This is a genomic window from Roseibium limicola (genome assembly GCF_017313085.1).
In the GTDB taxonomy this organism is placed as follows: domain Bacteria; phylum Pseudomonadota; class Alphaproteobacteria; order Rhizobiales; family Stappiaceae; genus Roseibium; species Roseibium limicola.
In genome coordinates this window covers 114,108-140,613 of sequence record NZ_JAFLNF010000001.1, presented here as the reverse complement: position 1 = coordinate 140,613, position 26,506 = coordinate 114,108, and the positions used below count along the sequence as shown (strand labels likewise).

The following is a 26,506-nucleotide window of genomic DNA, read 5'->3' as shown; positions in this document are numbered from 1 at the left end:
CGAATGAGCAAACCCTCCTATGGCAGCGGCTGCCAGTCGGCCGGACAGCCGCTGCCGCAAGTGCCGAAAGGCCGCGGGGGAGGAAAGTCCGGGCTCCACGGAAATACGGTGCCGGGTAACACCCGGCGGGGGCGACCCTAGGGAAAGTGCCACAGAAAGCAAACCGCCTCGAATGCGTTCGAGGTAAGGGTGAAAGGGTGGGGTAAGAGCCCACCGCGCGGACGGTAACGGACGCGGCACGGTAAACCCCACCGGGAGCAAAACCGAATAGGGGCGACGCGGACTTCGGTCCAGGCCGGTTTCCAGGTCAGTTGCCCGGGTTGGTTGCGAGAGGCGTTCGGTAACGGACGTCCCAGATGAATGGCTGTCGCGTCCGCACTCAAATGCGGGCCGTACAGAACCCGGCTTACAGGCCGACTGGCATTTTCCATTCCTTCGCTACTCAACAAACGTTGCCGCTGGCCCTGTGCGCCGGGCTGAGCGGGAAACCTCAATTTCTTTCCACAGTTTTGCTTTTTCTCGTCTTTGGAAAACACAGGCTTTCCGGATGGAAAGTCGCTTGGCTCGGAATCCGATTCCTCTTTTGTGTCAAGCCTTCATTAACCATGTCCATGTCATATGTGCCGTTGCGTTAGAAAGTATCCGTAGTACCTGCAGGAATCCACGAGATTCCATTGACCTCCCATCAAATCCCATGGTATCCCATATATACCCAGAATGGGGATGATGAGCCCGTCATACGGGCGATTCAGCGAGAGGCTCTTTGGAGTGTCTTGCTCGGCTTTCGGTCGCATCCTTCTGTTTTGGGTTTCGCGGGCTTTGCGGGTTCTTCGATCCGCCCAGAGGGGACAGATGGCGGGCTTCGTTTCACACTTTACCAACCGGCTGGATGCCAAGGGTCGCGTTTCGATTCCTGCACCCTTCCGTGCGGTTTTGGCGCGGGACGGTTTCGAAGGCCTGTATGCGATTGCCTCTCCTCATTGCGGCGCGATCGACGCTGGCGGCAATGAGCTTCTAAGCGAAATTCAGGGTCGGTTGGATCAGTTCTCAAAACTCACGCCGGATCATGATGCCCTTGCAATGGCATTGTTCGGGGTTAGCGAAACGCCGAAAATTGACAGTGACGGGCGAATGATGATTTCCGACATGGTGCGTGAGCGCACTGGCATTACGGATCAGGTCACCTTCGCTGGTCTTGGTTACAAGTTTCAGATCTGGCAGCCGGAAAAGTTCCGCGAGCACCGAGCAGAGGCCTCGAAGCGGGCGCTTGCATTGCTGTCCGGGTTGGTTCCCGGCGCAGCGCAGCCAGGAGAGCCGGCATGAGTGCGGGCACAAGCAATGGAGCGGGCGGGGATGTAAATCTCTCGGTCGATGGCGGTGGATCTGAGCGTCACGTGCCGGTTCTTCTGGATTCTGTTCTGGCTTATCTGGCGCCCAAACCGGACGAGGTTATCATTGACGGCACCTTTGGCGCTGGTGGATACAGCCGGGCGTTTCTTGAGCGTGGTGCGCATGTCATTGGCGTTGATCGTGACCCGGATGCAATTGCTGGGGGGCAGTCCTTGGTTGAAGCGTCCAACGGACGGTTGACGCTGGTTCCGGGACAGTTTGCCGAGTTGGAAGCGCATGCTCGCACGCTTGGTCATGATGGCGTCGATGGTGTGGTTCTCGACCTTGGTGTTTCCTCGATGCAGCTGGATCAGGCTGAGCGCGGGTTTTCCTTCATGCGTGACGGACCTTTGGATATGCGCATGGAACAGGCCGGTCCCTCAGCGGCTGATGTTGTCAACGAGCTGCCTGTTCGAGATCTTATTCGCATCATTGGTCTTTTGGGCGAAGAAAAGCGTGCGCCAAGCGTTGCGCATGCGATTGAGCGCGCGCGACTTGAACGGCCGTTTACGCGCACAGCCGAATTGTCGTTGCTGGTCGAAAAGGTGCTGGGTCGAAACCCGAAAAAAGCTCAGATTCACCCGGCAACGCGCACCTTTCAAGCGCTCCGCATCTTTGTGAACGGCGAGTTGCATCAGGCTGCCCAGGCACTGCAGGCTGCTGAAAATATTCTCAAGCCGGGCGGACGCCTGGTCATCGTTTCCTTTCACTCGCTTGAAGATCGATTGGTGAAGAAGTTTTTCGCCGACCGCAGCAAGACACGGGGCGGTGGCTCGCGCCACCTGCCGGAGGAAGACGTGCCGCCGGCAACGTTTGAACTTCTCAGCCGCAAGGCTATCGACCCAACTGTCGAAGAGGCCGAGGGAAATCCACGGGCGCGTTCGGCAAAACTCAGAGCGGGTCTGCGCACCGATGCTCCGGCCCGCGACCTTGATATCCACTCCATCGGCGTGCCCCGGCTCGCCGCTTTCCACGGGCTAGGGGGCTGACCAGAATGGTTCGCTATCTGAACATCTTTTTCGTTCTGCTGGTGGTTGTCGGAGCCGCCGCGCTCTACGACATGAAGCTGGGAGCCAAGGACAGCGCTTCCCGCGTGGCGGAGTTGCAACGCGAGATCGAAGCGGAGCAGCAGTCTATTCGCTCGCTGAAGGCCGAGTGGAGTGTGCTTAACCAGCCGGATCGGCTGCAGGGCTTGGTCGACCGATACAATGATGTTCTTGAACTTGAGCCTCTGGATGCTCACCAGATTGTCAGCGCGGAAGAGCTTCCTCCGCGGCCGGTCATGCTTGAGCCCATTGGTGGCAAGGGTCCGCTCTCCGGCTACGCGGGTGCCAGTGCACCCGTGATTCAGTAAAGGCGCTCGTTAAGATGGCACACGTGAGCGAGGCCTCCAGCTTCCTGCAAGTTCGCAAAACCAAGCCGCGGGCAACCGTCGGATCGATCTCCTCTGGGGCAGTAAAATCCAGGGTTTATTTCGCCATTGCCGCCTTTGCTTTTGTTTATTTGGCAATTGGCGTTCGGCTCGTGCATCTCGCGCAATCGGAAGAAGCGCCTTCCAATGCCTGGATTTCTGCACAGGACAGCATTTCCGCCGCGCGACCTGATCTTTTGGATCGCAACGGCGAAATTCTCGCCACCGACATCAAGACTGCTTCACTCTTTGCTGAGCCGCGCCGCATTCTCGATGTTGATGAAGCGGTTGACGGGTTGATACGGGTTCTGCCGGATCTGAACCCGGAGGTTGTCCGCCGTCGTCTCGCGAGCCGAGCCGGCTTCGTCTGGCTGAAGCGTGAATTGAACCCGGCCCAGGCGGATCAGGTGCACAATCTCGGTCTGCCAGGCATCGGCTTCCTGTCGGAGAACCAACGGTTTTATCCTGGCGGCTCAACTGCAGGGCACATCATCGGTTCGGTGAATGTCGACAATCAGGGGCTGACCGGCATCGAGAAACACATCGATCAGTCCTGGCTTGCCGATCTGCAATCTGTCGGTTTTACGTCCGATCGTGGGCTTGAGCCGGTCACGCTGGCCATGGATCTGCGGGTTCAGCATGTGGTGCGTGATGAGTTGGTGAAGGCAGTCGACCGTTTCCACGCTATTGCCGGTGTCGGCATCGTTCTGGATGTGAAGACCGGGGAAGTGGTCGCCATGTCATCCCTGCCGGACTACGACCCTAATGATCGGTCGCAGGCGCTGGAGCAGAAGCGCATGAACCGGGCAACCGGCGGCGTGTTCGAGATGGGCTCGGTCTTCAAGTCCTTCACGGTCGCCATGGCGCTTGATTCGGGGAAGGTTTCCATCAACGATACCTTCGATGCATCCAAGCCAATCCGGGCTGCCGGCCGCACAATCACCGATTTCCACGGAAAACATCGGGCACTGACCGTGCCGGAAGTCTTTATCTATTCGTCCAACATCGGTACGGCGAAGATGATGCTTGCGACAGGGATCGACAAGCAGCAGGAATTCCTCGGGCGCTTGGGACTGACGAGCCGCCTGCAGACGGAACTGCCGGAAAACGCAGCGCCGCTGTTGCCGCCGAAATGGAACGAACTGGCGGCGATGACCATCTCGTTCGGCCACGGTATCTCGGTAACGCCCATGCAGACCGCAGTTGCGGCTGCGGCGCTGGTTAATGGCGGAACGCTGTTGCACCCGACCTTCTACCCACGCACCGAAGACGAAGCTAACTCCATGGGTACAAGAGTGATTTCCGAAGAAACCAGCCGGAGCATGCGGTATCTTTTCCGTCTGAATGTGCTTTCAGGTTCTGGGCGCCGATCTGAAGTGCCTGGGTATTTTGTCGGTGGAAAGACGGGTACGGCAGAGAAGGTCGAGAACGGCCGTTATGTGAACAACAAGCGCAGAAATTCGTTCTTGTCGGCCTTCCCGATGGATGATCCGCGCTACGTCGTTCTTGTGGTGCTTGATGAACCCAAGCCGGAGCGCGAGGGCATTCCAGCAACGGCTGGTATGAACGCTGCACCGACCGTTGGGGCCATCATTCGCCGCAGTGCACCGATGCTTGGTGTAATGCCGCGTTTTGCCAATGGAGATGAACCGATCGAAATATCCTACTAATGCCAATCACAGGGTGAGAAGAACCGGCGGGGTCGCAGCCGTTTTCCGGTATTCTCGTTGCCACAGATGACGACGCACAAACCGGACAACAGACAGAGATGGATCTTGACCAACTCGCCGCTGGCGTGAGCCTGCCGCAGGAGGCCCGAGCGCTTCCGATCCGTGGCCTCACGGCGGACAGCCGCAAGGTCGAAAACGGCTTCCTATTTGCCGCGCTCAAGGGCGCAAAGGTGGATGGCGCCCAATTCGCTGCGAAAGCAGTGGAGCAGGGGGCTTCGGCTATCTTGTGCGAGGCGGAGGCCGCGGAAAATCTGAGACGCAGTTTGCCCGACAACGTCGTGGTGCTGCCGGACCCAGAACCCCGTCGGGCTTTGGCGCTGATGGCCGCGCGCTTCTATGTGAAACAGCCCAAAGTCATGGCGGCTGTCACCGGCACGAGCGGCAAGACATCCGTTGCTTATTTCCTCCGTCAGATTTTTCAATCCTGCGGCCATGCCTCCGCAAGTCTGGGCACGCTTGGCACTGTAACGAATGATGGCCAGTCCTACGGAGGGTTGACGACACCTGATCCAGTCGCACTCCACCGGGAACTTGCGGCTCTGGCTGAAGGCGGTGTGACCCATGCTGCTATGGAGGCATCCAGCCATGGTCTGGATCAGCATCGCCTCGATGGTGTGCGGCTGGTGTCTGCCGGTTTCACCAATCTTGGCCGCGACCACATGGATTATCATCCGACAGTAGAGAACTACCTGCGGGCCAAGCTTCGTCTGTTCCAGGATTTGCTGCCTTCTGGCGGAACTGTCGTAGTGGATCCAGGCGAGAAATATGCCGACCGGGTGATTGCGGTGGCGAAGCAACGCGGGCTTCGACTTTTTACAGTGGGAGAGACCGGCAAGGACCTTATCCTCACTGGCTTGAAATCCTATCCTTCCGGACAACTCCTGACGCTGGATACCGCGCGTGGCCGCTATCAGGTCACGTTGCCGCTCATCGGTCGATTTCAAGTTTCGAATGCACTGATTGCGGCAGGTCTGGCCATCACTGCCGGGGATGATACCGGTTCGGTCATGCGGGCTCTTGAAAACCTGAAGGGGGCTCCGGGACGTCTGGAATTTGCTGGACGGACCTCAACTGGGGCAACTGTCATTATTGACTATGCCCATAAGCCGGATGCGCTCGAAAACGCCTTGGCCGCGCTTCGGCCATTTGCTGAAAACAAGCTGAAGGTTGTGGTGGGCTGTGGTGGTGACCGGGATCCCGGCAAGCGTGAGATCATGGGCCGTATCGCCGCCGAGCGCGCCGATGAGGTCTTCATTACGGACGACAATCCACGCAGCGAAGATCCGGCTTTGATCCGTGCGGCAATGCTGGCAGGCGCGCCTGGCGCAGCTGAAGTTGGCGACCGGGCAGAAGCGATCTCGGTGGCTGTTTCCTCACTGGTTGCCGGGGATGTTCTGTGTGTGGCCGGAAAGGGCCATGAAACGGGCCAGATTGTCGGCGACACCGTACTTCCTTTTTCTGATCACGAGGTGGTGAAAGCCGCCATAGCCGCAGGAGCCGGCCTTTCATGACTGCGCCGCTTTGGACCCGAGACGATTTTCTGGCTGCAACAGGCGGCGAAATGCGTGGCGACGTCGCGCAAGAAATCACCGGGATTTCCATCGATAGTCGAACGATTGAATCCGGCGAAGCCTATGTCGCGATCGTTGGAGACAGGTTGGACGGCCACGATTTTGTTGAAGCCGCACTGGATGCCGGTGCTGCTCTGGCACTGGTCGCGCGCGACAAGCTGGCAGATCTGCCGGAATCCGGGCGCTATGTCGTGGTCAACGATCCTCTGGAGGCCTTGCGGAAACTTGCCGCTGCAGCGCGGGCACGGACCTATGCGCGCATCGTTGCGGTGACCGGTTCGGTCGGCAAAACCAGCACCAAGGAAGCCTTGCGCTTTGCTCTGGACCGAACAGGCAAGACTCATGCATCCGTTGCGTCGTTCAACAACCATTGGGGTGTGCCGCTGACGTTGGCTCGCATGCCGGCTGACACGGAATACGGCATTTTTGAAATCGGTATGAACCACTTGGGGGAGATCACGCCTCTGGTCGAAATGGTGCGTCCTCATGTGGCGATCATTACGACAGTGCAGCCCGTGCATCTTGAGTTCTTCGACAGCGTCGAGCAGATCGCTCAGGCGAAGGCCGAGATCTTCTCCGGTCTGGAGCCGGGCGGCGTTGCGATCCTGAACGCGGACAACGATCAATTCGATCTGCTGAAATTCCACGCAAAAATGGCAGGTGTGACAGAAATTCGGACTTTCGGCGAGGATTCGGCGAGCGATGCCCTGCTGCAGAAAGTTTCGGCTCAGGCAGGGTGCTCCAGCATTCAGGCACGCATTCTGGGTCAGGAGCTGACTTACAAGGTGGGGGTGCCGGGCAAGCATCAGGTGCGCAACAGCCTGGCGGTCCTTGCTGCCGTGGTTGAACTCGGCGCTGACCTCGCACTGGCGGGATTGGCGTTGGCGGAGCTTCAGGCGCCAAAAGGACGCGGAGCCTTCAGCAAGCTGCAGCTGGGCGATGGCAAAGCCGACCTGATTGATGAAACCTACAATGCCAATCCCGCCTCCATGCGTGCCGCACTTGCGGTTCTCGGGGAGACGCCTGTTCGTCTGCCGGGTCGTCGAATTGCGGTTCTGGGTGACATGCGTGAGCTTGGTCCGGATGCAGAACGTCTGCATTGTGAGCTTCTGGCGCCGATCAAGGCAGCCGGAGTGGATCTGGTTTATTTGGCGGGCGAACACATGCACCATCTGTGGGAATTGCTGCCGAAAGGCGCGCGCGGTGGCTATGCGGAAGTTTCCAGCGGGCTGATCGACATGCTGATCCGGGATGTTCAGTCCGGCGATGTGATCATGATCAAGGGGTCTCTCGGCACACGCATGGGGCCGGTGCTAGAGGCGTTAAAAAAAGAATATGCTTCGACGGATGACGTCGAACTGGTTTGAGGGCTTGGGATGTTTCACTTTTTCGGCGAATTTGCCGACGCGTTTTCCGCACTGAATGTCTTCCGGTACATCACGTTCCGGACGGGTGGGGCCATCATGACGGCTCTGCTGTTCGTGTTCTTGTTCGGGCCGAAAATCATCTCGAGTCTGCGGTTGCGGCAAGGTCATGGTCAGCCGATCCGTGCTGATGGTCCAGAGGGTCACCTTCTGACAAAGAAGGGCACCCCCACTATGGGTGGGTTGATGATCCTGTCTGGTGCGCTCGTTGCCGCGTTGCTCTGGTCGGATTTGACGAACCCCTATGTCTGGATCGTGATTTGTGTGACCGTCGGTTTCGGCGCCATCGGCCTATACGATGACTATCTGAAAGTGACCAAGTCATCGCACAACGGGTTCAGTGGCAAATCCCGTCTGGCGTTGGAGTTTGCCATTGCTGGATCGGCGGCCTTTGCCGTGACGCTTCTGGACAACGAACCCTTTTCGACCTCCATCGGGTTCCCGTTCCTGAAAGAGCTGACGCTCAATCTGGGCATCTTCTTCATTCCGTTCGCAGCATTCGTGATTGTTGGCGCCGGTAATGCGGTGAACCTGACGGATGGTCTGGACGGTCTGGCCATCGTGCCGGTGATGATTGCTTGCGCCGCCTTTGCGCTGATTGCGTATCTCTCCGGCAATGCGGTGTTTGCCAGCTACCTGCAGATCCATCACGTTCCAGGCACGGGTGAACTGGCGGTTATCGCAGGGGCTGTAATTGGCGCGGGCTTGGGGTTCCTTTGGTTCAACGCGCCGCCGGCGGCCATCTTCATGGGAGATACCGGATCGCTAGCGCTTGGGGGAATGATTGGTGCCATTGCCGTTGCAACCAAGCACGAGATCGTTCTTGCCATCATTGGCGGCCTCTTCGTACTGGAAGCGGTTTCGGTGATTGTTCAGGTGCTGTCCTTCAAGCTGACCGGCAAGCGCGTCTTCAAGATGGCGCCGATCCATCACCACTTCGAGTTGATGGGCTGGACAGAGTCCCAGGTCGTGATCCGGTTCTGGATCATTGCTGTGGTGCTGGCGTTGCTTGGCCTCGCAACCCTGAAGTTGAGGTAAGCGATGATACCGGTTACCTGCTTCAAGGGACAAAAACTCGCGTTGTTCGGACTTGGCGGGTCTGGCTTGATAACCGCAAAGGCGCTTGTTGCTGGCGGAGCGCGCGTCACTGTTTGGGACGACGCACCAAAGCGTATCTCTGCGGCTGAGGCTGAGGGTCTTCCGGCGGAAGATCTGCGTGACTTCGACTGGGAGGGTGTATCGGCGCTGGTTCTGGCGCCGGGCGTGCCACTGACCCATCCAGAGCCGCACTGGATCGTCAAACTGGCGATTGAGCATGGTGTTGAGATTATCGGCGATATCGAGCTCTTCTGCCGTGAGCGTCGCCACGTGGGATCTGATGCGAAGCTCATCGCGATCACCGGGACAAACGGCAAGTCGACGACGACAGCCCTGATCACTCATCTGCTGAAGACGCTCGGGCAGGATGTTCAGATGGGCGGCAACATTGGTGTTCCGGTGTTGGCGTTGGAGCCGCTGGCAGACCATCGTATTTACGTGGTCGAGTGTTCGTCCTACCAGATCGACCTGGCACCCAGCCTGGATCCGGCAGTCGGCGTGCTTCTCAACCTGTCTCCTGATCATCTTGACCGTCATGGCAATATGGAAAGCTATGCCGCCATCAAGGAGCGTCTCGTGGCGGGTGCCAAGATTGCAGTCGTCGGCGTTGATGACGATCTGTCTGCGCAGATCGCCGGTCGGCAGGACCTGGCCTCAATGCCGGTCTGGCGGATTGCGGCGGAAAACCCAGTGTCGCAAGGCATCTATCTTGAGGGTACCGAGCTGAAGCAGGCTGCGGCGGGTGAAACGCGCTCAGTTGCAAACCTTTCCGACATTGACACGTTGCGTGGCGCTCACAATGGGCAGAACGCGGCTGCAGCCTTTGCGGCCTTACGGGCTCTCGATCTGCCGGAAGCCGAGATTGCGGAGGCCTTCGAGAGCTTCCCCGGCTTGCACCACCGCATGGAGCTTGTGGCCAAGACCGGTCACATTCTCTTCGTCAATGACAGCAAGGCGACCAATGCAGATGCCGCTGCGCGGGCCTTGTCCAGCTTCGATAGGATCTATTGGATTGCCGGTGGCAAGCCGAAGTCGGGCGGGATTGAGCCATTGAATGCGTTTTTCCCGAAGATTGCCAAGGCTTATCTGATCGGTGAGGCGGCTGAAATCTTTGCTGAAACGCTGAAAGATCATGCGCCGCTTGCGATGAGTGGGACGCTGGAAAATGCTGTTAAAGCAGCTGCCAAAGACGCTGCCAAGGATTCCAGGGGGGAAGTGGCTGTGCTTCTGTCGCCGGCCTGTGCCTCCTTCGATCAGTTTGCCAATTTCGAATTGCGCGGAGAGGCCTTCGCCAAGGCCGTCCGGGCTCTGCCAATCGTGAACCAGTCCAAAGAGGTCGCCTGATGGTTAGCCGCGCTGATCGAAGCCGTTTTGCCGAATGGCTGTGGACCGTGGATCATTATCTGCTGGCAGCTTTCATCTTGCTGATGGTTGGCGGTGTGGTTCTGTCTTTTGCTGCTTCCCCTCCAGTGGCAGATCGATTGGGGGTGGAAACCTTCTTCTTCGTCAAACGGCAGGCGCTGTTTCTGATCCCGGCACTCGGGATCATGCTTGCAGGGTCCTTGTTGACACCCCGGTTGGTGCGCCGTGTGGCGCTTTTGCTGTTCGCAGTGTCGCTTGTGGCTCTGGTGGCGACGCTCTTTCTCGGCATGGAAGCCAAGGGCGCCCGGCGCTGGATCTATATTCTCGGCTTCTCGCTTCAGCCTTCGGAATTCCTGAAGCCGGCATTTGTGGTGATCGTGGCCTTCTTCCTGTCAGAAAGCGGACGCCGGCGGGAAGTTCCCGGTGTGCTGTTCTCTGTCCTGCTGTTTGTCATTTGCGCGGCACTATTGATCGCTCAGCCGGATTTTGGCCAAACAATGCTTCTGGGAATGGTCTGGGCCGGATTGTTTTTCCTGAACGGCCTGCCATGGATCGCTATCGGCGGCTTGGGCGTTGCCGGACTTGGTGGCTTGGCGGCGGCCTATGCGCTCCTGCCGCATGTGACCAACCGTGTGAACCGCTTCCTCGATCCCGACAGTGGCGATACCTATCAGGTCGATACGGCAATGGAGTCCTTCCTGTCGGGCGGCTGGTTTGGTCGTGGACCGGGCGAGGGCACGGTCAAGCGCATTCTGCCGGACAGTCACACTGATTTTATCTTCGCGGTGGTCGGTGAAGAGTATGGCGCCATCGTCTGCATGCTCATCGTGTCAGTCTTCGCTTTCATCGTGATCCGGGGACTGCTCCACGCGAGCCGCGACCAGGATGCGTTTTCCCGTTTGGCGACCGCAGGATTGACAGTGCTGTTTGGTTTGCAGGCGACAATCAACCTGTCGGTCAATCTCAACATGATGCCGCCCAAAGGCATGACGTTGCCGTTTATCTCTTATGGTGGCTCGTCTTTGTTGTCGTCGGCCATGGTCGCCGGGGGCATTCTTGCGCTGACCCGTAAGCGTCCACATCCGCGTGGTGGTGATGTGGTGACGATCTCGCGCCTGTCACCTTCCAGCCTGCTGTAAGTCCTGAGCCAGAAAGGCCGGTTTTTATGACCAGAACAATCTTGCTGACAGCCGGCGGCACCGGTGGACACTTGTTTCCGGCGCAGGCGCTGGCGGGGGAATTGCAGCGGCGTGGCCATGTGGTCGAGCTTGCAACCGATGAGCGGGCTGACAAATATGGCGCGGCTTTTCCGGCGCGCAAGGTCCATTTGATTGCCTCGGAAACCCTGCGTGGAAGGTCGCCTGTCAATTTGGCAAAGACGGCGATTTCCCTGGCAAAGGGGACCTTGCAGGCGCGGGCTGTCCTAAAGAACCTGAAGCCGGAGGTGGTCGTCGGGTTCGGAGGATATCCGACGTTTCCACCGATGTTTGCCGCGCGTTTGACCAGAACGCCATCGATCCTGCATGAATCGAATGCCGTCATGGGGCGAGCCAACAAGATGCTGGCGGGAAGTGTCTCGGCACTGGCTACCAGCTTGCCGTTGGTCAATGCTGATCCGGAGCTTGAAGCGCGAACAGTCGAAACAGGCAACCCCGTGCGTGATGCGGTGATGGATGTGGCAGGTTCTGCCTATCCGGTGCTAAACGAAACAGGTCCCATTCATTTGCTTGTGTTTGGGGGGTCGCAGGGCGCGCGCTTTTTCTCCGACTGTGTGCCAAGTGCGCTGGGGCAACTGCCGCTGGCGCTGAAGTCGCGCATTCATCTGGTGCAACAGTGTCGGGCGGAGGATCTGGAACGGGTCCGGGCGGCTTATCAGGCGTGCGGTGTCGAGGCGAATTTGCACACATTCTTCCAGGACATGCCGGCGCGGATTTCCAATGCTCATCTGGTCATCAGTCGCTCCGGCGCATCGACTTTGAGCGAACTGACTGTCATCGGACGACCGTCCATTCTGGTGCCCTTGCCTGGCGCCATCGATCAGGACCAGCTGGCGAATGCTCAAGGGTTGGCGAAGGTTGGCGGTGCATGGCCGGTGGCGCAAAAAGATCTGACGCCGGAGCGGCTGTGCGAAGACCTCGTGCACCTGTTCGACAGTCCCAACATTTTGAAAACGGCCGCTGATGCTGCTCTTTCCCAGGGAAAGCCCGATGCTGTGAAGCGTCTGGCAGATCTTGTGGAGCGCGTTGCTGCCGGTGAAGCAATCGTAGAAGGAACACACTCATGAAGATGCCGCAGGATATCGGCCCGGTTCATTTTGTCGGCATTGGCGGCATTGGCATGAGCGGCATTGCGGAAGTTCTGAAGACACTCGGCTATCAGGTGCAGGGCTCTGATATGGCTGAGAACGCCAACGTGCAGCGCCTTCGAGAGAACGGCATTTCGGTCGCAGTTGGTCATGCGGCTGAGAATTTGGGTGAAGCAGAAGTGCTGGTCGTGTCCTCTGCCATCAAGAAGGACAATCCCGAACTGGTGGCTGCGCGTGAGCGGCTTATTCCGGTGGTGCGTCGGGCGGAAATGCTGGCGGAGCTGATGCGCTTCAAGCAGGCGATTGCCGTTGGCGGGACCCACGGAAAGACCACGACGACGTCGATGGTTGCAGCCCTCCTGGATGCGGGAACGCTCGATCCCACGGTCATTAACGGCGGTATCATCAATGCCTATGGCACCAACGCCCGGATGGGCGGAGGCGACTGGATGGTTGTCGAGGCGGATGAAAGCGACGGCACCTTCGTCAAGCTACCCGCCGACGTCGCCATCGTCACCAATATCGATCCCGAGCATCTGGATCACTACGGCGACTTTGCCGGTGTGCGGGCGGCTTTCCGGCAATTTGTCGAGAATGTTCCATTCTACGGCTTTGCCGTGATGTGCCTGGATCACCCGGAGGTGCAGACCCTCATCGGCACCATCGAAGACCGCCGCATTGTCACCTATGGCACCAACCCACAGGCAGACGTTCGTTTCACGGATGTGTCCATGGATGGCGGCAAGTCCTTGTTCTCCGTTACGATGACCAACCGCAGGACGGGGGAGGTGGTCGAGCTGGAAAAGCTGGTTCTTCCGATGCCGGGTCTGCACAACGTCTCCAATGCGACAGCGGCAATTGCCGTGGCCAGTCAGCTGGGGGTTGCGCCGGAAAACATTCGCAAGGGCTTGGCGGAATTCGGCGGGGTGAAGCGCCGCTTCACTCACACCGGTTCGGTGGATGGTGTCGAGATCTTTGACGACTATGGTCATCATCCAGTTGAAATCCGAGCGGTTCTGCACGCTGCCCGTGAAGCTTCCAAGGGCAAGGTCGTGGCCGTGGTGCAGCCGCATCGCTATTCGCGGCTTGCAAGCCTCTTTGATGATTTCTCCAACTGCTTCAACGATGCCGACACGGTGATTGTGGCCCCGGTCTATGCAGCGGGGGAACAGCCGATTGAAGGTGCCTTGCATACGGATCTGGTCTCGGGACTCAAGACCCGTGGTCATCGATCCGTGGTCGCCATCTCCGGGCCTGAGGAACTGGCCGCGCTGGTTCGGGAGAAGACCGAGGCCGGAGACTATGTGATTTGTCTTGGCGCGGGAAACATCACGCAGTGGGCGTATGCGTTGCCGGATCAGCTTGAAGCCTTGAAAGGAGCGTGAGGCGATGAGCTTTCCCGACCTGCTTGAGCGCTATCCCGATCTAGGGCAGGGGCTTTTCGGTAAACTGGTGGCCAATCAGCCACTTTCCGCCGTGACATGGTTCCGTACTGGCGGCCCGGCTCAATTGCTGTTTCAGCCGGCGAATGTGGAGGACCTGAGCGCCTTTCTGAAGAAGCTGCCTGAAGATGTGCCAGTTCTTCCGGTTGGCCTGGGCTCTAACCTGCTGATTCGCGATGGTGGCTTGGAAGGCGTCGTGGTTCGTTTAAGTGCCAAGGGCTTTGGCGGTATCGAAAGCCTCGGGGGCAATCGCCTGAGGGTCGGTGCGGCGGTGCCTGACAAGCGTCTGGCGGAAGCCGCTGCCAAGGAAGGGCTGGGCGGCTTTTCCTTCTACGCGGGCATTCCAGGTGCCATTGGAGGCGCTTTGCGCATGAATGCGGGTGCGCACGGTACAGAGACGTGCGAGCGGATGGTGGAGCTGGTCGCGCTCGACCGCAAGGGCGAGCGGCACGTGCTGACCAACAAGGACATGGACTACGCCTACCGCCACTCCGGTGCTTCGGCTGGGCTGATCTTCGTCGAAGCGGTGATGGAGGGCGTGCCGGCGCCGGAGGAGACGATTCGTCAGGACATGGCCGATGTGATCGCCCACCGGGAAAAGGCGCAGCCGATCCGGGAAAAGACAGGTGGATCGACCTTCAAGAACCCGGACGGCACTTCCGCTTGGAAGGAGGTCGATAAGGCAGGCTGCAGAGGGCTTACCATCGGTGGCGCACAAATGTCTGAATTGCATTGCAACTTCATGATCAACACCGGGGAAGCGACCGGCCAGGATCTGGAGTTGTTGGGCGAGACGGTGCGTAAACGCGTGTTCGAAACATCGGGCATCAAGCTGCAGTGGGAAATCAAGCGGCTTGGTCAATTCGGCTCCTCGGGAGCTGTTGAGCCCTTTCTAGGTGCAACTGAGGAGGCCGCTTGAGATGAGCGTCGAGGCAAACAAAGACAAACATGTCGCGGTCCTGATGGGCGGATGGGTGAATGAACGGCCGGTCAGCCTGGCGACGGGCACCCCATGTGCTGATGCATTGGAAAAGGCTGGCTATCAGGTCAGCCGGATCGATGTCGATCGCAATATTGCAGCCGTTCTGAGTGAATTGAAGCCGGATGTGGTGTTCAATGCCCTGCATGGTCCCTTCGGTGAAGACGGGTGCATTCAGGGCATCCTCGAGGTGCTTGAGATCCCTTACACGCACTCCGGTGTGATGGCTTCGGCGCTTGCAATGAACAAGGTGAAGGCGAAAGCCGTCATGTCTGCAGCGGGAATTAAAGTTACTGAACACTTAATTGTGAACCGTCACGAAATTGGTCCAAAGCACCCTATGAAGCCGCCTTATGTGATCAAACCGATCAATGAGGGATCGAGTTTCGGGGTGGTTATCGTCAAGGAAGATCAGAGCCATCCACCGCAGGAATTAAGGGGCGAAGATTGGCCGTATCCCGACGTTTTGATGTGTGAAAAGTACATCCCGGGGAGGGAGCTGACGTGTGCCGTTATGGGCGATAAGCCCCTGGGGGTCATCGACATTCTGCCGACCGGTCCAGGCTTCTACGATTATGATGCGAAATACGTGGAAGGTGGATCAAAACACATCCTTCCTGCAAAAATTTCACCGATTGTTTACCAAGAAGTACAGACACTGGCACTCAAGGCACATCGTGCGCTTGGTTGTCGAGGAGTGTCCCGTGCGGACTTCCGGTTTGACGAAAAACCAGACGGCACCGGCGAATTGATTTGCCTCGAAGTCAACACTCAACCGGGCATGACCCCGACGTCCCTGGTGCCGGAAATGGCGGCGCACTCGGACTTCAGCTTCAAGGCCCTGGTTTCATGGATGGTAGAGGACGCAAGTTGCTGTCGATAGGACGGAAAAATAAGCGGGAAACGCTGACGCAGCTGGAGGCCGATCTGGCTCCGCGCGGCCGTGGCGTTGCGCGTTTGTACCGTCAGCCGGTTTGGCGAGCTGCTGGCGTTCTGGCCGAATGTCCGCGCGGTGCCGGTACTTTGGCGTCAGCGGCTTTCCTGACCCTGGCTCTGGGCTACGGCATCGTGCTGGGCGGCCACGGCAAGGTTGTTACCAATGCTTTGCTTTCGGCCAGTGGGTTCGGAATCGAAGCGATCAAGATGTCCGGCCAGAGCGAAACGGACACTTTCCAGATCCTTGAGGCACTGGAAATTCAGGAAGGCTCTTCCCTGGTTCTGTTCGATGCGGATGGCGCGCGGGCTCGGCTGAACGACATCCCCTGGATCCGTCAGGCTTCCGTGATGAAGCTCTATCCGGGGACACTGCAGGTTTCGGTGGAAGAGAAAGTTCCTTACGCGCTTTGGCAGCGTGGTGATCATCTCTCCATCATTACGGATACGGGCGAAGTGATTACCGACCAGGTCGATGGTCGCTACGCCAATCTTCTTTTGGTCCTGAACCATGGTGCTCAGCACAAGGTTCAGGAAATCCAGGCAGCGCTCGACACTGTGCCGGGTCTTCGGTCCCGGGTTCGGGCTGCTGAGTTGATCGGTGACCGTCGTTGGGACCTGGTTTTGGAGAACGGCATCACTGTGCGTTTGCCAGAAGAGCAGATGGACATGGCCTTGGCCGAACTGACGCGTATGGACGCGGAAAGCGGATTGTTGACCCGCGATATCACCATGGTCGACCTGCGGCTTAACGACAGGGTCGTCGTGAAATTGACACCGGATGCGATGGAACGACAAAAATCCATGAAGAACGGAACGGGCGTCATGGTCAAGCTGGAGCGCGACACATGAGCCGCAACGGGTCTTCCCTCTATTTGCCGCGCATGCGCCCGCTTCCGGGGCGCCGCGCCGTGGTCATGTCCGTTCTGGATGTGGGCTCGACCAAGATCTGTTGCCTGATCGCCAAGCTGACGCCGCGCGAAGAAGGTGACGTTCTGGCAGGGCGCTCGCACTCGGTGCAGGTTCTGGGCTTCGGCTACCAGCGCTCACGCGGCATCAAGTCCGGCGTTGTCGTCGATATGGATGCGGCCGAGCAGGCCATCCGCCTTGCTGTTGATGCAGCAGAGCGTATGGCTGGTGTGACGGTCGAAAGCTTGATTTCCAACGTCAGCTGCGGCCGCTTGCAGAGTGAAATCTTCTCGGCGTCGGTTCCGCTGGCAGGCGCCAGCGTGGCAGAGGCCGACATTCAGCGGGTCCTGACCGCAGGGTCTTCGCATTCGGTGACGGATGGTCGGGCAGTCACCCATGCCTTGCCGATTTCCTACAACCTGGATGGCAACCGCGGCATTCGCGATCCACGTGGCATGATCGGCAACAAGCTTGGCGTTGACATGCAGGTGGTGACGACAGAAATGCCGCCGGTGCGGAACCTCGAGCTTTGCATCAATCGCGGTCACCTGCATGTGGAGACCATGGTTGCCACGCCGTTTGCCAGCGGCCTCTCCACTCTGGTGGATGACGAGACCGAACTGGGTGTTGCCTGTATCGACATGGGCGGCGGAACGACCACTCTGTCTGTTTTCGTTGAAGGCCAGATGGTGCATCTGGATGCGATTGCCGTTGGTGGTCATCACATCACAATGGATATTGCACGCGCCTTCGCTACCCGGCTGCAGGATGCAGAGCGCCTGAAAACACTTTACGGCTCGCCGCTGACACTCGGCTCGGATGATCGTGACATGCTCACGATCCCACCGCTCGAAGCAGACGGCGATTTGCCAAATCAAATTCCCCGCTCAGCGCTGACCCGTGTGGTCCGGCCGCGAGTGGAAGAGATCCTTGAACTCGTGCGTGATCGTTTGACGGCCTCCGGCTTTGCCGGCCGGGTCGGCAAGCAGATCGTTCTGACCGGCGGCGCCAGTCAGCTCACGGGTTTGAGTGAAGTTGCGCGCCGGGTCCTGGGGCGTAACGTTCGTCTGGGCCGGCCGCTTGGCGTCGCCGGCCTCCCGGAGGCTGCCAAGGGACCGGCTTTTGCCACTGCGGTGGGCCTCCTCATATATCCGCAGGTCGCACAGATCGAGCAGTTTGAACCCAAAAACCGGCGTGCCGGTTGGCCTGGGCAAAGTGGTTATCTGGCACGTGTTGGACAGTGGATCAGGGAGAGTTTCTGACGATGAGCGCAGGACAGGAACCGCCGGCAACGGCTGACGAGATTAGGGAAGTAGAGGGCAACTCCAGAATGGAAGCCCAAGAGGGTCGCGAGGATAATATGACCATCAACCTGAAGATGCCCGACATTCAGGAGCTGAAGCCCCGCATTACGGTCTTCGGCGTCGGCGGCGCGGGCGGAAACGCCGTAAACAACATGATCACTGCCGGCCTTCAGGGCTGTGACTTCGTGGTTGCAAACACCGATGCTCAGGCGCTTGCCATGAGCCATTCCGAACGTCTGGTTCAGATGGGCGTTGCCGTGACCGAAGGTCTTGGCGCCGGCTCCCAGCCGGAAGTCGGTTGCGCGGCTGCCGAGGAAGTGATCGACGAGATCAACGATCATCTGTCCGGTTCGCACATGGTGTTCATCACCGCCGGTATGGGTGGTGGTACGGGCACAGGTGCTGCTCCGGTCATCGCCCGGGCGGCACGCGAGCAGGGTATACTCACGGTAGGTGTGGTTACCAAGCCGTTCCAGTTCGAAGGTCAGCGTCGCATGCGCATCGCTGACTCCGGCATCGAAGAGTTGCAGCGTAGCGTTGACACTCTGATCGTAATCCCGAACCAGAACCTGTTCCGGATCGCCAACGCCCAGACCACCTTTGCGGATGCTTTCGCAATGGCTGACCAGGTGCTGTACTCCGGAGTTGCCTGCATTACCGACCTGATGGTGAAAGAGGGTCTTATCAACCTCGATTTCGCCGATGTTCGCTCGGTCATGCGCGGCATGGGCAAGGCAATGATGGGAACCGGTGAAGCCTCAGGCGAAAACCGCGCCCAGCAGGCAGCGGAAGCCGCAATCGCCAATCCGCTCCTCGACGAAAGCTCGATGAAGGGTGCCAAGGGCCTGTTGATTTCCATCACTGGTGGCAACGACCTGACCCTGTTCGAAGTTGATGAAGCTGCGACCCGTATTCGCGAAGAAGTCGATTCCGACGCCAATATTATCCTCGGCGCAACGTTCGATGAGAGCCTCGATGGCATCATCCGCGTCTCCGTGGTGGCTACCGGTATCGACCGTGAATTGGACGCGGGTGAAATCACCCCTGCCGATACCGCTAGCTTTCGTGCTCCAGAAATAAAGTCTATTCCGAAGCCGGCCGCCGCCGCTCCGGTTCAGCGCAATGACGAAGTTGCAGCCAAGGCTGTCGCGACCTTGGAACGCGAATTCTCCATGCCGGAACCGGCTGCGATCTCTGCTGCCAGTGACCCGGAAGTGGAAATCAAGCCGTTCCGTCCATCTGCAGAGCCAATGACGACCACTGCGCCATTGATGGACCTGGATGACGAACAGCCTGCCGCCGTTGCCGATGACGCACCGGTCAGCAAGCCGTACATCCCACCTGTCGCGGAGCAGCATTCTCCGGCTCCGCGCATGCCCGGTCTGGAAGACTTTCCGCCGATCGTGCAGAACGAAATGAAGGCTCGACAGGCCGCCGCCGCCGCTCAGCCGGCGCAGGCTCCAGTTCAGCAGCAACCGGCTGTTCGTCAGGCTCCGGTCCAGCAGGCACCTGCCCAACAGGCGCCGATGCAGGCCGCGCCGGTCCAGACTACGCAGGCTCCGGCAGCTTATGCTCCGGCTGGTCAGCATGGTCATGAGGCTCACGATGATGAGCGTCGCCCGATGGGTCTGTTGCGTCGTCTGGCAAGTGGCCTTGGCCGCAAGGACGAGTTTGACGATGAGCATGACGTCTTCGGCGATCATGTCGCTCAGGCTCCGGCACAGGCTGCAGCTCCTGCACCTGCTGCGAAGCCGCAGGCGTCGGTTCAGGCTCCTGTCCAGGCACAGCGCCCACCGGCTCCACGGCAGGCTCAGCGCCCCGCTCATGGTGCCAGCGGTCAGCTCGACAACACCGGCCGCGCGCCTGCGCGTGCGCCTGACATGATGGATGACGACCAGCTCGAAATCCCGGCCTTCCTGCGACGTCAGGCCAACTGAGTCGTTAAGAGAGCAACTTCCCTGTCTCGGAGACAGCCCGGCCGAAAGGTCGGGCTGTTTTCGTTACGTCACCTGAGCGAGCTAAAATTACCCTATTGATTACAAGTGGTTGGGTTGGTGCCGAACGTTACAAAGCGTAACAAACCTTTATTTCAGGTTTGTCTGACCCAAGCGTATGTTGCGGTCAATCTAAGATCGTTAATAAAAGTTTAGAACTGCGCTCCGGTTTCGATCGTTAGAAACTTGAACATTAACCTTTAGCGCAAGGGCAAGGCTGGGTAGCATGACGCACCATATCGACCGACAGACCACCGTAGCGGATCAGATCACACTGACCGGCATTGGTGTTCATTCGGGGAAACCTGCGAGCATCACTCTGACCCCCGCAGATGCCAACAACGGCATTGTCTTCATTCGCTCCGACAAGGATGACGCCAAAGAGGTTGCCGCTCGTTGGGATCGCGTATCCGCCACGGCGCTGTGCACTGTTCTTGGGGATCCGGCTGGTCACGGTCTTTCTACCGTCGAACACCTTATGGCTGCGCTTTATGCGATGCGCGTTGATAATCTTCTGGTTGAGATCGATGGCCCGGAAATGCCGATCATGGACGGAAGTGCGGCTGATTTCGTCGAAGCCATCGAACAGGTCGGTTTGAAGCGCCTGGACCGTGGGCGTCGTTATATCAAGGTGAAGAAGCCGGTTCGTGTCGACACCGGTTCTGCCTGGTGCGAGCTGCATCCCCATAACGGTTTGCGCTTTGACATCACAATCGATTTCGATACGCCCCTGATCGGTCGCCAGGAACTGGATGTCGAGCTGACACCTGAGTTGTTCAAAACCGAGCTTTCGCGTGCCCGTACCTTCGGTTATGTGAAGGACGTCGAGAAGCTCTGGAAGATGGGCTTTGCGCTCGGGTCTTCGCTGGAAAACTCAGTCGCCATTGCCGATGACAAGGTGTTGAACCCGGAAGGTACCCGTTGGGCAGACGAGTTCGTGCGCCACAAGACACTGGATGCGGTAGGTGATCTGTCGCTCGCCGGTCTGCAGATCCTTGGGCACTATCGCTCCTACAAGGGCGGCCACAAGATGAACCATGCCATCCTGGTGAAGCTGTTTGAGGATGAAAGCGCCTACGAGATTGTCGAAGCGCCGGTGTTTCGTGACGTTGGCCAAGCCGAGAAAGCCGGGCTGGTCGCAGCGGCGTTGGCTCCCGACGTTTCCTGATATCTCGTCATTTGAAGAACGCGAGCCTGACTTGGCTCGCGTTTTGTTTTTTATTGTCGATTGCCCGCGGCGCCTGCCACAAAAAAGCTCAGAAATTCAGCGACGAAAGTCCGCTTCCAAAAGGGAAAGAAGTCTCTTGTCCGACAAGAGACTTGTTAATCGGGGCAGTCCTCGTCTATGTGCGGGGAGTATTGTTTTCGACCAATCCTATTGTCGGGATTCGTGTCATTGAATTTTTCGGTATGAGGAGAGTCTGGGGTGAAGGTCATTAAAGCACACCTGAAGGATTATAAACGCAGCATTGCTGCCATCCTGAAGGTTGCCCTTCTCACGTTCGCCGTGGGGCTTGCAGCGTGTTCGTCGAAAGACGACCTGGACGATCTGGAACTGAACGACACACCGCCGGAGGTTCTCTACAATGAGGGCCTTTCCCTGCGTGTTCAGGGTCGGCTTCGTCAGGCAAACGACAAGTTCGAGCAGCTTGATCGCCTCTATCCGTATTCCGAATTCGCCAAGAAGTCGCTGGTCAACATGGCCTATGTGAACTTCTCGCGCGGCAAATACCCGGAAGCCATTTCTGCGGCGAACCGGTTCCTGACGCTTTATCCGGGCAATGATGACGCGGCTTATGCACTTTACATCATCGGCCAAAGCTACTTCCGTCAGATGCCGGATATCACCCGTGATCAGGAAGCCACCGAAAAAGCGGCCTCGGCCTTCCAGGAGTTGTTGCAGCGTTATCCGGATAGCGAATATGCATCTGATGCCGAAGCCAAGTTGCGGGTTGCAGCGGATCAGCTGGCCGGTAAGGAAATGCAGATCGGCCGCTACTACCTCGAAAAACGCAGCTATGTCGCTGCGATTAACCGGTTCAAGGTTGTCGTGTTGCGGTATCAGACCACGCGTCACGTTGAAGAAGCGCTATTCCGCTTGACCGAGTCCTACTATGCACTCGGCGTTGTGAATGAGGCGCAGACTGCGGCTGCTGTGCTTGGTCACAACTTCCCTGATACCGATTGGTACAAGGATGCCTACTCCCTGCTGTCAAAGGGTGGATATGAGCCCTCGGAAAACCGCGGCAGCTGGATCAGCAAGGCGTTCAAGGGTATGACTAACTTCTAATTCCTTCGTTTTTGCGGAGCCTTCGTTCATGCTGGTCGCGCTGTCTATTCGTGACATCGTCCTGATCGACCGTCTTGACCTGGAGTTCGCCAAAGGCATGTCCGTGCTGACGGGCGAAACCGGTGCAGGAAAGTCCATCTTGCTGGATTCCCTTTCGCTTGCCATTGGCGGGCGCGGGGATGCCGGGCTTGTGCGCCATGGTGAAGAGCAGGGGCAGGTTACAGCGGTTTTCGATGTGGCCGGAGACCACCCGGCCCGCACGCTTCTGCGTGAAAACGGTGTCGAAGATGACGGCGACATCATCCTGCGCCGGATCCAGTCCTCCGACGGTCGGACACGTGCCTTTCTGAATGACCAGCCTGTCAGTGTTGGCTTGATGCGACAGACGGGCAGCCTGCTGGTCGAGATCCACGGTCAGCACGATGATCGTGCCCTGGTCGATCCCGAGATCCATCGGGAGCTGATCGACAGCTTTGGCGGTTTGACCAAGGACGTGGACAAAGTTGCCGAGGCTTTTGCAGCTTTGCGAACAGCTGAAAAGTCCGCACGGGATCATGCAACACGCATTGAAACGGCACGACGTGAAGCTGACTTTTTGAAGTCGGCTGTCGATGAACTGAGTGCCCTCGCTCCCAAGCTGGGGGAAGAGGAAGAGCTGGCTGAACGTCGCGCCACCATGATGCAGGTGGAGAAGATTGCCGGTGATCTGAACGACGCCTTCGAGACGTTAAACGGCTCCGCGTCACCAATCCCTGAACTGGCGAGCCTGCTGCGTCGTCTCGAACGCAAAGCGGATCAGGTGCCGCATCTTCTTAATGCTCCGGTGCGCGGGATCTCCATGGCTTTGGATCAGCTGGAAGAAGCGCGGAGTGGCCTTGAGAGTGCGCTTCGCGAAACCGACTTTGATCCACGAGAGCTTGAATCCACTGAAGAACGTTTGTTTGCCTTGAGGGCAGCGGCTCGGAAATTTTCCTGTTCCGCCGATGAATTGCCCGCACTTGCGGCCCGTATGGCCGAGGATCTGTCGGATCTGGATGCGGGGGAAGACAGGCTTGCTGAACTGGAAGGGGCCGTTACAAAGGCACGCGACGCTTATGATGCGTTGGCTGTCAAGCTGTCTGTAAAGCGAGAGAAAGCGGCGCGCAGTCTGGAAAAGACCGTTGCGGCGGAATTGCCGGCTTTGAAGCTTGAACGGGCGAAATTTATCGTAGCGACCACAAGCGATGCTTCGGTTCGTGCGCGCTCTGGCATCGATCAGATGGAGTTTCATGTGCAGACCAACCCGGGAACCCGTCCGGGTCCTATGATGAAGGTTGCATCAGGCGGCGAACTCTCGCGGTTTCTCCTGGCACTGAAAGTTTCGCTGGCCGACAAAGGCTCAGCTCCGACACTGGTGTTCGATGAAATCGACACAGGGGTGGGTGGCGCTGTGGCCGAGGCTATTGGCGTGCGTTTGGCACGACTGGCGGCAACGGTGCAGGTTCTGACAGTCACCCATGCGCCGCAAGTGGCAGCAAGGGCGGCTGGTCACTTCCTGATTGCCAAGGAAGCGACGAGCAAGACTCGTGTCGCAACCCGCGTGAGACGCATCGAGGATGATCTGCGCCGCGAAGAAATCGCGCGGATGCTGGCTGGCTCGACGATTACGGAAGAAGCGCGTGCGGCCGCAGGCAAGCTGATGGCTGAAGCCGGATCCTGAAATTCGTCATTGATGAGCGCAAAAAAAAACGGCGGCCCGGGAGGAGTGGGCCGCCGAAGTTTCATCGGGGGGAGGTCAGATGAAATTTAGTATGTGTTTCGCGTCCGGAGGTGGACGGTCGTTTATTCTGCTTTCAGGTTCGGCAAGGTCAACTCGATGCTGACATCGTCGTCCTGAAAGTAGCCCTGCGAGTAGAAAAATGCGCCGGCGATCAACGCGACTACGAGGGCGCCAGCGATGAACCATCCAGCGCTTGATCCCTTGCGGGTTTCTACAAGGCGTGTCTCGCGGTCTTGATAGGCCATGTCAGGTCTCTCCTTGGTATTCATTCCAGTTTCTCAACCGGCTTGTGACAGGACAACTCTTGAGCGGCTGAATTGGTTCCTTTATGCCGTTCACAAGGTAAACTGGGTCTTGCCGACCAACCCAGGCCTGTCCGACCTGTCAGCAGAATATGAGCGCCATGACCGACACTTCCGCCGCCGCAATCCCTGTTGAACATCTGACGCTTGAAGATGCCAAAGCAGAGCTGTTGCGGCTTGCGAATGAGATCGCAGAAAATGACAGGCGCTATCATGGTGAAGATGCGCCCACTATTTCCGATGCTGACTATGATGCCCTGCGACGTCGTAACAACCAGATCGAGGCACGCTTTCCGGAACTGGTACGAACTGACAGTCCATCGCAAAGCGTTGGGGCGGCGCCTGCCGAGGGGTTTGGCAAGATCACCCACAAGGTGGCGATGCTGTCGCTAGACAATGCCTTCGATGATGGGGATGTCAGGGATTTCGTCGGCCGGGTGCGCCGCTTCCTCAAATTCGATCCGTTGATGGGCGCTCTTGCGGTCACTGCCGAGCCGAAGATCGACGGGCTGTCGCTTTCCTTGCGGTACGAAAAGGGAGAGTTGGTCTCGGCGGCGACACGGGGAGACGGTTCGGTCGGCGAGAATGTCACCACCAATGCCCGGACGATAGGCGACATTCCGCACAAGTTGTCCGGTGAGGTCCCCGACGTGGTCGAGGTGCGCGGCGAAGTCTATATGGCACACACCGACTTCCAGGCGTTGAATGACCGCATGGCGGGCAATGGCGGCAAGATCTTCGCCAATCCACGCAACGCTGCAGCTGGCTCCTTGCGTCAGTTGAACTCCAAGATCACCGCTTCCCGGCCATTGCGCTTCTTTGCTTACAGCTGGGGCGAAATGAGCGATATGCCGGCGGAGACTCAAACGGGGATGGTCGAGGCCTTCGCCAGATGGGGGTTTCAGGTGAACCCACTGATGAAGCGCTGCGAGGCGGTGGAAGAGCTGCTGGAGGTCTATCACCGGATCGAGGAAGACCGAGCGACCTTGGGCTATGACATTGACGGGGTGGTCTACAAGGTGGACCGACTGGACCTGCAGGAGCGGCTCGGGTTCATTTCACGCTCGCCGCGTTGGGCCATTGCGCATAAGTTTCCTGCCGAGCAGGCTTTCACCATCCTAAATGATATCGAGATTCAGGTCGGGCGAACGGGGGCGCTGACACCTGTCGCGAAGCTGGAGCCAGTGACTGTCGGTGGTGTGGTCGTTTCCAACGCGACGCTCCACAATGAAGACTATATCAAGGGGATCGGTCAGGACGGCGAGCCTCTGCGGAATGGCAAAGATCTGCGTGTCGGCGATACGGTGAAGATCCAGCGGGCGGGGGATGTCATCCCGCAAATTGTCGACGTGGATCTGGACAAGCGTCCTGACGGCGCCAAGCCGTTTGAGCCGGTGGAGATCTGCCCGGCGTGCGGCAGCCACGCGGTGCGCGAGGAAAACCTGAAAACGGGGCGCCTGGACAGTGTGCGTCGCTGCACCGGTGGGCTGATTTGTCCGGCCCAGGCGACCGAGAAGCTCAAGCATTTTGTCTCCCGTAATGCCTTTGACATTGAAGGGTTTGGCGACAAGCAGGTGGACGCATTTTATACTGACGGTCTTGTCATGGCACCGGCTGATATTTTCACCTTGGAAGAGCGGGACAAAAGGGCCCTCACCAAGCTACGCAATCGTGAAGGTTGGGGCGCTGTCTCTGCGCGCAATCTTTTTGCGGCAATCAATGAGCGCCGAGAAATCGATCTTCACCGCTTCATCTTTGCGCTCGGCATTCGCCATGTCGGAGAAGGTAATGCGAAAATTTTGGCGCGAGGTTACGGATCGTGGCTCGCATTCTTCGAGGCGATGTCAAAAGCTGCAGACCATGCGACACCGGAGTGGCAGGAGCTGAATGACATTGATGGCATTGGTGCGATCGTTGCCGAAGCGCTGACGGAATTTTTTGCCGAGAGCCACAACCGCGATCAGCTGGACGCGCTTTTGCGGGAGGTCAGCCCTAAGGACGCGGAAAAGATCGATGCGGGTGACAGTCCGGTTGCCGGGAAGACCGTGGTCTTTACCGGGTCGCTGGAGCGGATGACGCGTGACGAAGCCAAGGCGATGGCGGAACGGCTGGGTGCCAAGGTGTCAGGTTCGGTCTCCAAGAAAACCGATCTTGTGGTGGCGGGTCCGAAGGCGGGGTCGAAGCTGAAAAAGGCGGAAGAACTGGAGATCGAGGTTATTTCCGAGGACGACTGGTTTGTTCTGGTCGGCGCCTGAAGGCGTATGCTTCTCCAGACTTTGACAGTCCCTGCGTCTGCGCACCGCA

Annotated in this window: 21 protein-coding genes and 1 other RNA gene; 21 read left to right on the top strand and 1 reads right to left on the bottom strand. The window is 58.4% G+C overall.

Annotation, left to right across the window (positions count from 1 at the left end):
* Positions 1–32: 32 nt before the first annotated feature.
* From rnpB to recN, 20 genes are all read left to right on the top strand, one after another.
* Positions 33–425: RNase P RNA component class A (rnpB, locus tag J0X15_RS00610), an RNA gene on the top strand.
* A gap of 427 nt (positions 426–852) precedes the next feature.
* Positions 853–1,323, top strand: coding sequence for a division/cell wall cluster transcriptional repressor MraZ (locus J0X15_RS00605; protein WP_206937309.1), 471 nt, complete (start codon positions 853–855; stop codon positions 1,321–1,323).
* Positions 1,320–2,378 (top strand): 16S rRNA (cytosine(1402)-N(4))-methyltransferase RsmH, encoded by a 1,059-nt coding sequence (rsmH, locus tag J0X15_RS00600; protein WP_206937306.1) that lies wholly within the window; start codon positions 1,320–1,322, stop codon positions 2,376–2,378. Before J0X15_RS00605 ends, rsmH begins: the two co-directional genes overlap by 4 nt.
* Positions 2,379–2,383: 5 nt before the next feature.
* Positions 2,384–2,743 carry a cell division protein FtsL gene (ftsL, locus tag J0X15_RS00595; protein ID WP_206937304.1) on the top strand — a complete coding sequence of 120 codons (360 nt, stop codon included), beginning with the start codon at positions 2,384–2,386 and terminating at the stop codon, positions 2,741–2,743.
* 14 nt (positions 2,744–2,757) lie between these two features.
* Positions 2,758–4,470 (top strand): peptidoglycan D,D-transpeptidase FtsI family protein, encoded by a 1,713-nt coding sequence (locus J0X15_RS00590; protein ID WP_206937301.1) that lies wholly within the window; start codon positions 2,758–2,760, stop codon positions 4,468–4,470.
* Between the two features lie 98 nt (positions 4,471–4,568).
* Positions 4,569–6,041 (top strand): UDP-N-acetylmuramoyl-L-alanyl-D-glutamate--2,6-diaminopimelate ligase, encoded by a 1,473-nt coding sequence (locus J0X15_RS00585; RefSeq protein WP_206937298.1) that lies wholly within the window; start codon positions 4,569–4,571, stop codon positions 6,039–6,041.
* Positions 6,038–7,468, top strand: coding sequence for a UDP-N-acetylmuramoylalanyl-D-glutamyl-2,6-diaminopimelate--D-alanyl-D-alanine ligase (locus J0X15_RS00580; RefSeq protein WP_206937295.1), 1,431 nt, complete (start codon positions 6,038–6,040; stop codon positions 7,466–7,468). Before J0X15_RS00585 ends, J0X15_RS00580 begins: the two co-directional genes overlap by 4 nt.
* A 9-nt stretch (positions 7,469–7,477) precedes the next feature.
* Positions 7,478–8,563 carry a phospho-N-acetylmuramoyl-pentapeptide-transferase gene (gene mraY / locus J0X15_RS00575; RefSeq protein ID WP_206937293.1) on the top strand — a complete coding sequence of 362 codons (1,086 nt, stop codon included), beginning with the start codon at positions 7,478–7,480 and terminating at the stop codon, positions 8,561–8,563.
* 3 nt (positions 8,564–8,566) lie between these two features.
* The gene (murD, locus tag J0X15_RS00570; RefSeq protein WP_206937290.1) at positions 8,567–9,967 is read left to right on the top strand and encodes a UDP-N-acetylmuramoyl-L-alanine--D-glutamate ligase; all 1,401 of its coding nucleotides are present in this window, start codon (positions 8,567–8,569) and stop codon (positions 9,965–9,967) included.
* Positions 9,967–11,124, top strand: coding sequence for an FtsW/RodA/SpoVE family cell cycle protein (locus J0X15_RS00565; RefSeq protein ID WP_206937287.1), 1,158 nt, complete (start codon positions 9,967–9,969; stop codon positions 11,122–11,124). The genes murD and J0X15_RS00565 overlap by 1 nt, the downstream gene beginning before the upstream one ends.
* Before the next feature lie 26 nt (positions 11,125–11,150).
* Positions 11,151–12,269 carry an undecaprenyldiphospho-muramoylpentapeptide beta-N-acetylglucosaminyltransferase gene (gene murG, locus J0X15_RS00560; protein WP_206937284.1) on the top strand — a complete coding sequence of 373 codons (1,119 nt, stop codon included), beginning with the start codon at positions 11,151–11,153 and terminating at the stop codon, positions 12,267–12,269.
* Positions 12,266–13,675 (top strand): UDP-N-acetylmuramate--L-alanine ligase, encoded by a 1,410-nt coding sequence (gene murC / locus J0X15_RS00555; protein WP_206937281.1) that lies wholly within the window; start codon positions 12,266–12,268, stop codon positions 13,673–13,675. Before murG ends, murC begins: the two co-directional genes overlap by 4 nt.
* A gap of 4 nt (positions 13,676–13,679) precedes the next feature.
* Entirely contained in the window at positions 13,680–14,651 is a 972-nt protein-coding gene (gene murB / locus J0X15_RS00550) for a UDP-N-acetylmuramate dehydrogenase (RefSeq protein ID WP_206937279.1), read from the top strand.
* A 1-nt stretch (position 14,652) separates the two neighbouring features.
* Positions 14,653–15,594, top strand: coding sequence for a D-alanine--D-alanine ligase (locus J0X15_RS00545; RefSeq protein ID WP_206937277.1), 942 nt, complete (start codon positions 14,653–14,655; stop codon positions 15,592–15,594).
* Positions 15,561–16,496, top strand: a complete 936-nt coding sequence (locus tag J0X15_RS00540) for a cell division protein FtsQ/DivIB (RefSeq protein ID WP_206937275.1) — start codon at positions 15,561–15,563, stop codon at positions 16,494–16,496. Before J0X15_RS00545 ends, J0X15_RS00540 begins: the two co-directional genes overlap by 34 nt.
* Complete coding sequence (gene ftsA / locus J0X15_RS00535) at positions 16,493–17,815, top strand: cell division protein FtsA (RefSeq protein ID WP_206937272.1); 1,323 nt, start codon at positions 16,493–16,495, stop codon at positions 17,813–17,815. The genes J0X15_RS00540 and ftsA overlap by 4 nt, the downstream gene beginning before the upstream one ends.
* 98 nt (positions 17,816–17,913) lie before the next feature.
* Entirely contained in the window at positions 17,914–19,794 is a 1,881-nt protein-coding gene (gene ftsZ / locus J0X15_RS00530; protein ID WP_206938242.1) for a cell division protein FtsZ, read from the top strand.
* A 283-nt stretch (positions 19,795–20,077) separates the two neighbouring features.
* On the top strand, positions 20,078–21,019 hold the full coding sequence (gene lpxC, locus J0X15_RS00525) for a UDP-3-O-acyl-N-acetylglucosamine deacetylase (RefSeq protein ID WP_206937269.1): 942 nt from the start codon (positions 20,078–20,080) through the stop codon (positions 21,017–21,019).
* Positions 21,020–21,286: 267 nt separating this feature from the next.
* Entirely contained in the window at positions 21,287–22,141 is an 855-nt protein-coding gene (locus J0X15_RS00520) for an outer membrane protein assembly factor BamD (RefSeq protein ID WP_408015313.1), read from the top strand.
* A gap of 28 nt (positions 22,142–22,169) precedes the next feature.
* Entirely contained in the window at positions 22,170–23,840 is a 1,671-nt protein-coding gene (recN, locus tag J0X15_RS00515; protein WP_206937267.1) for a DNA repair protein RecN, read from the top strand.
* A gap of 122 nt (positions 23,841–23,962) precedes the next feature.
* Here the strand turns inward: recN and J0X15_RS00510 are convergent, their stop codons facing one another.
* Positions 23,963–24,145, bottom strand: a complete 183-nt coding sequence (locus J0X15_RS00510; RefSeq protein ID WP_206937264.1) for a hypothetical protein — start codon at positions 24,143–24,145, stop codon at positions 23,963–23,965.
* A gap of 158 nt (positions 24,146–24,303) precedes the next feature.
* Here J0X15_RS00510 and ligA point away from each other — a divergent pair, with 158 nt between their 5' ends.
* A complete protein-coding gene (gene ligA / locus J0X15_RS00505) occupies positions 24,304–26,457 on the top strand; it encodes an NAD-dependent DNA ligase LigA (protein WP_206937262.1) in 2,154 nt (717 codons plus the stop codon).
* Positions 26,458–26,506 lie beyond the last annotated feature (49 nt).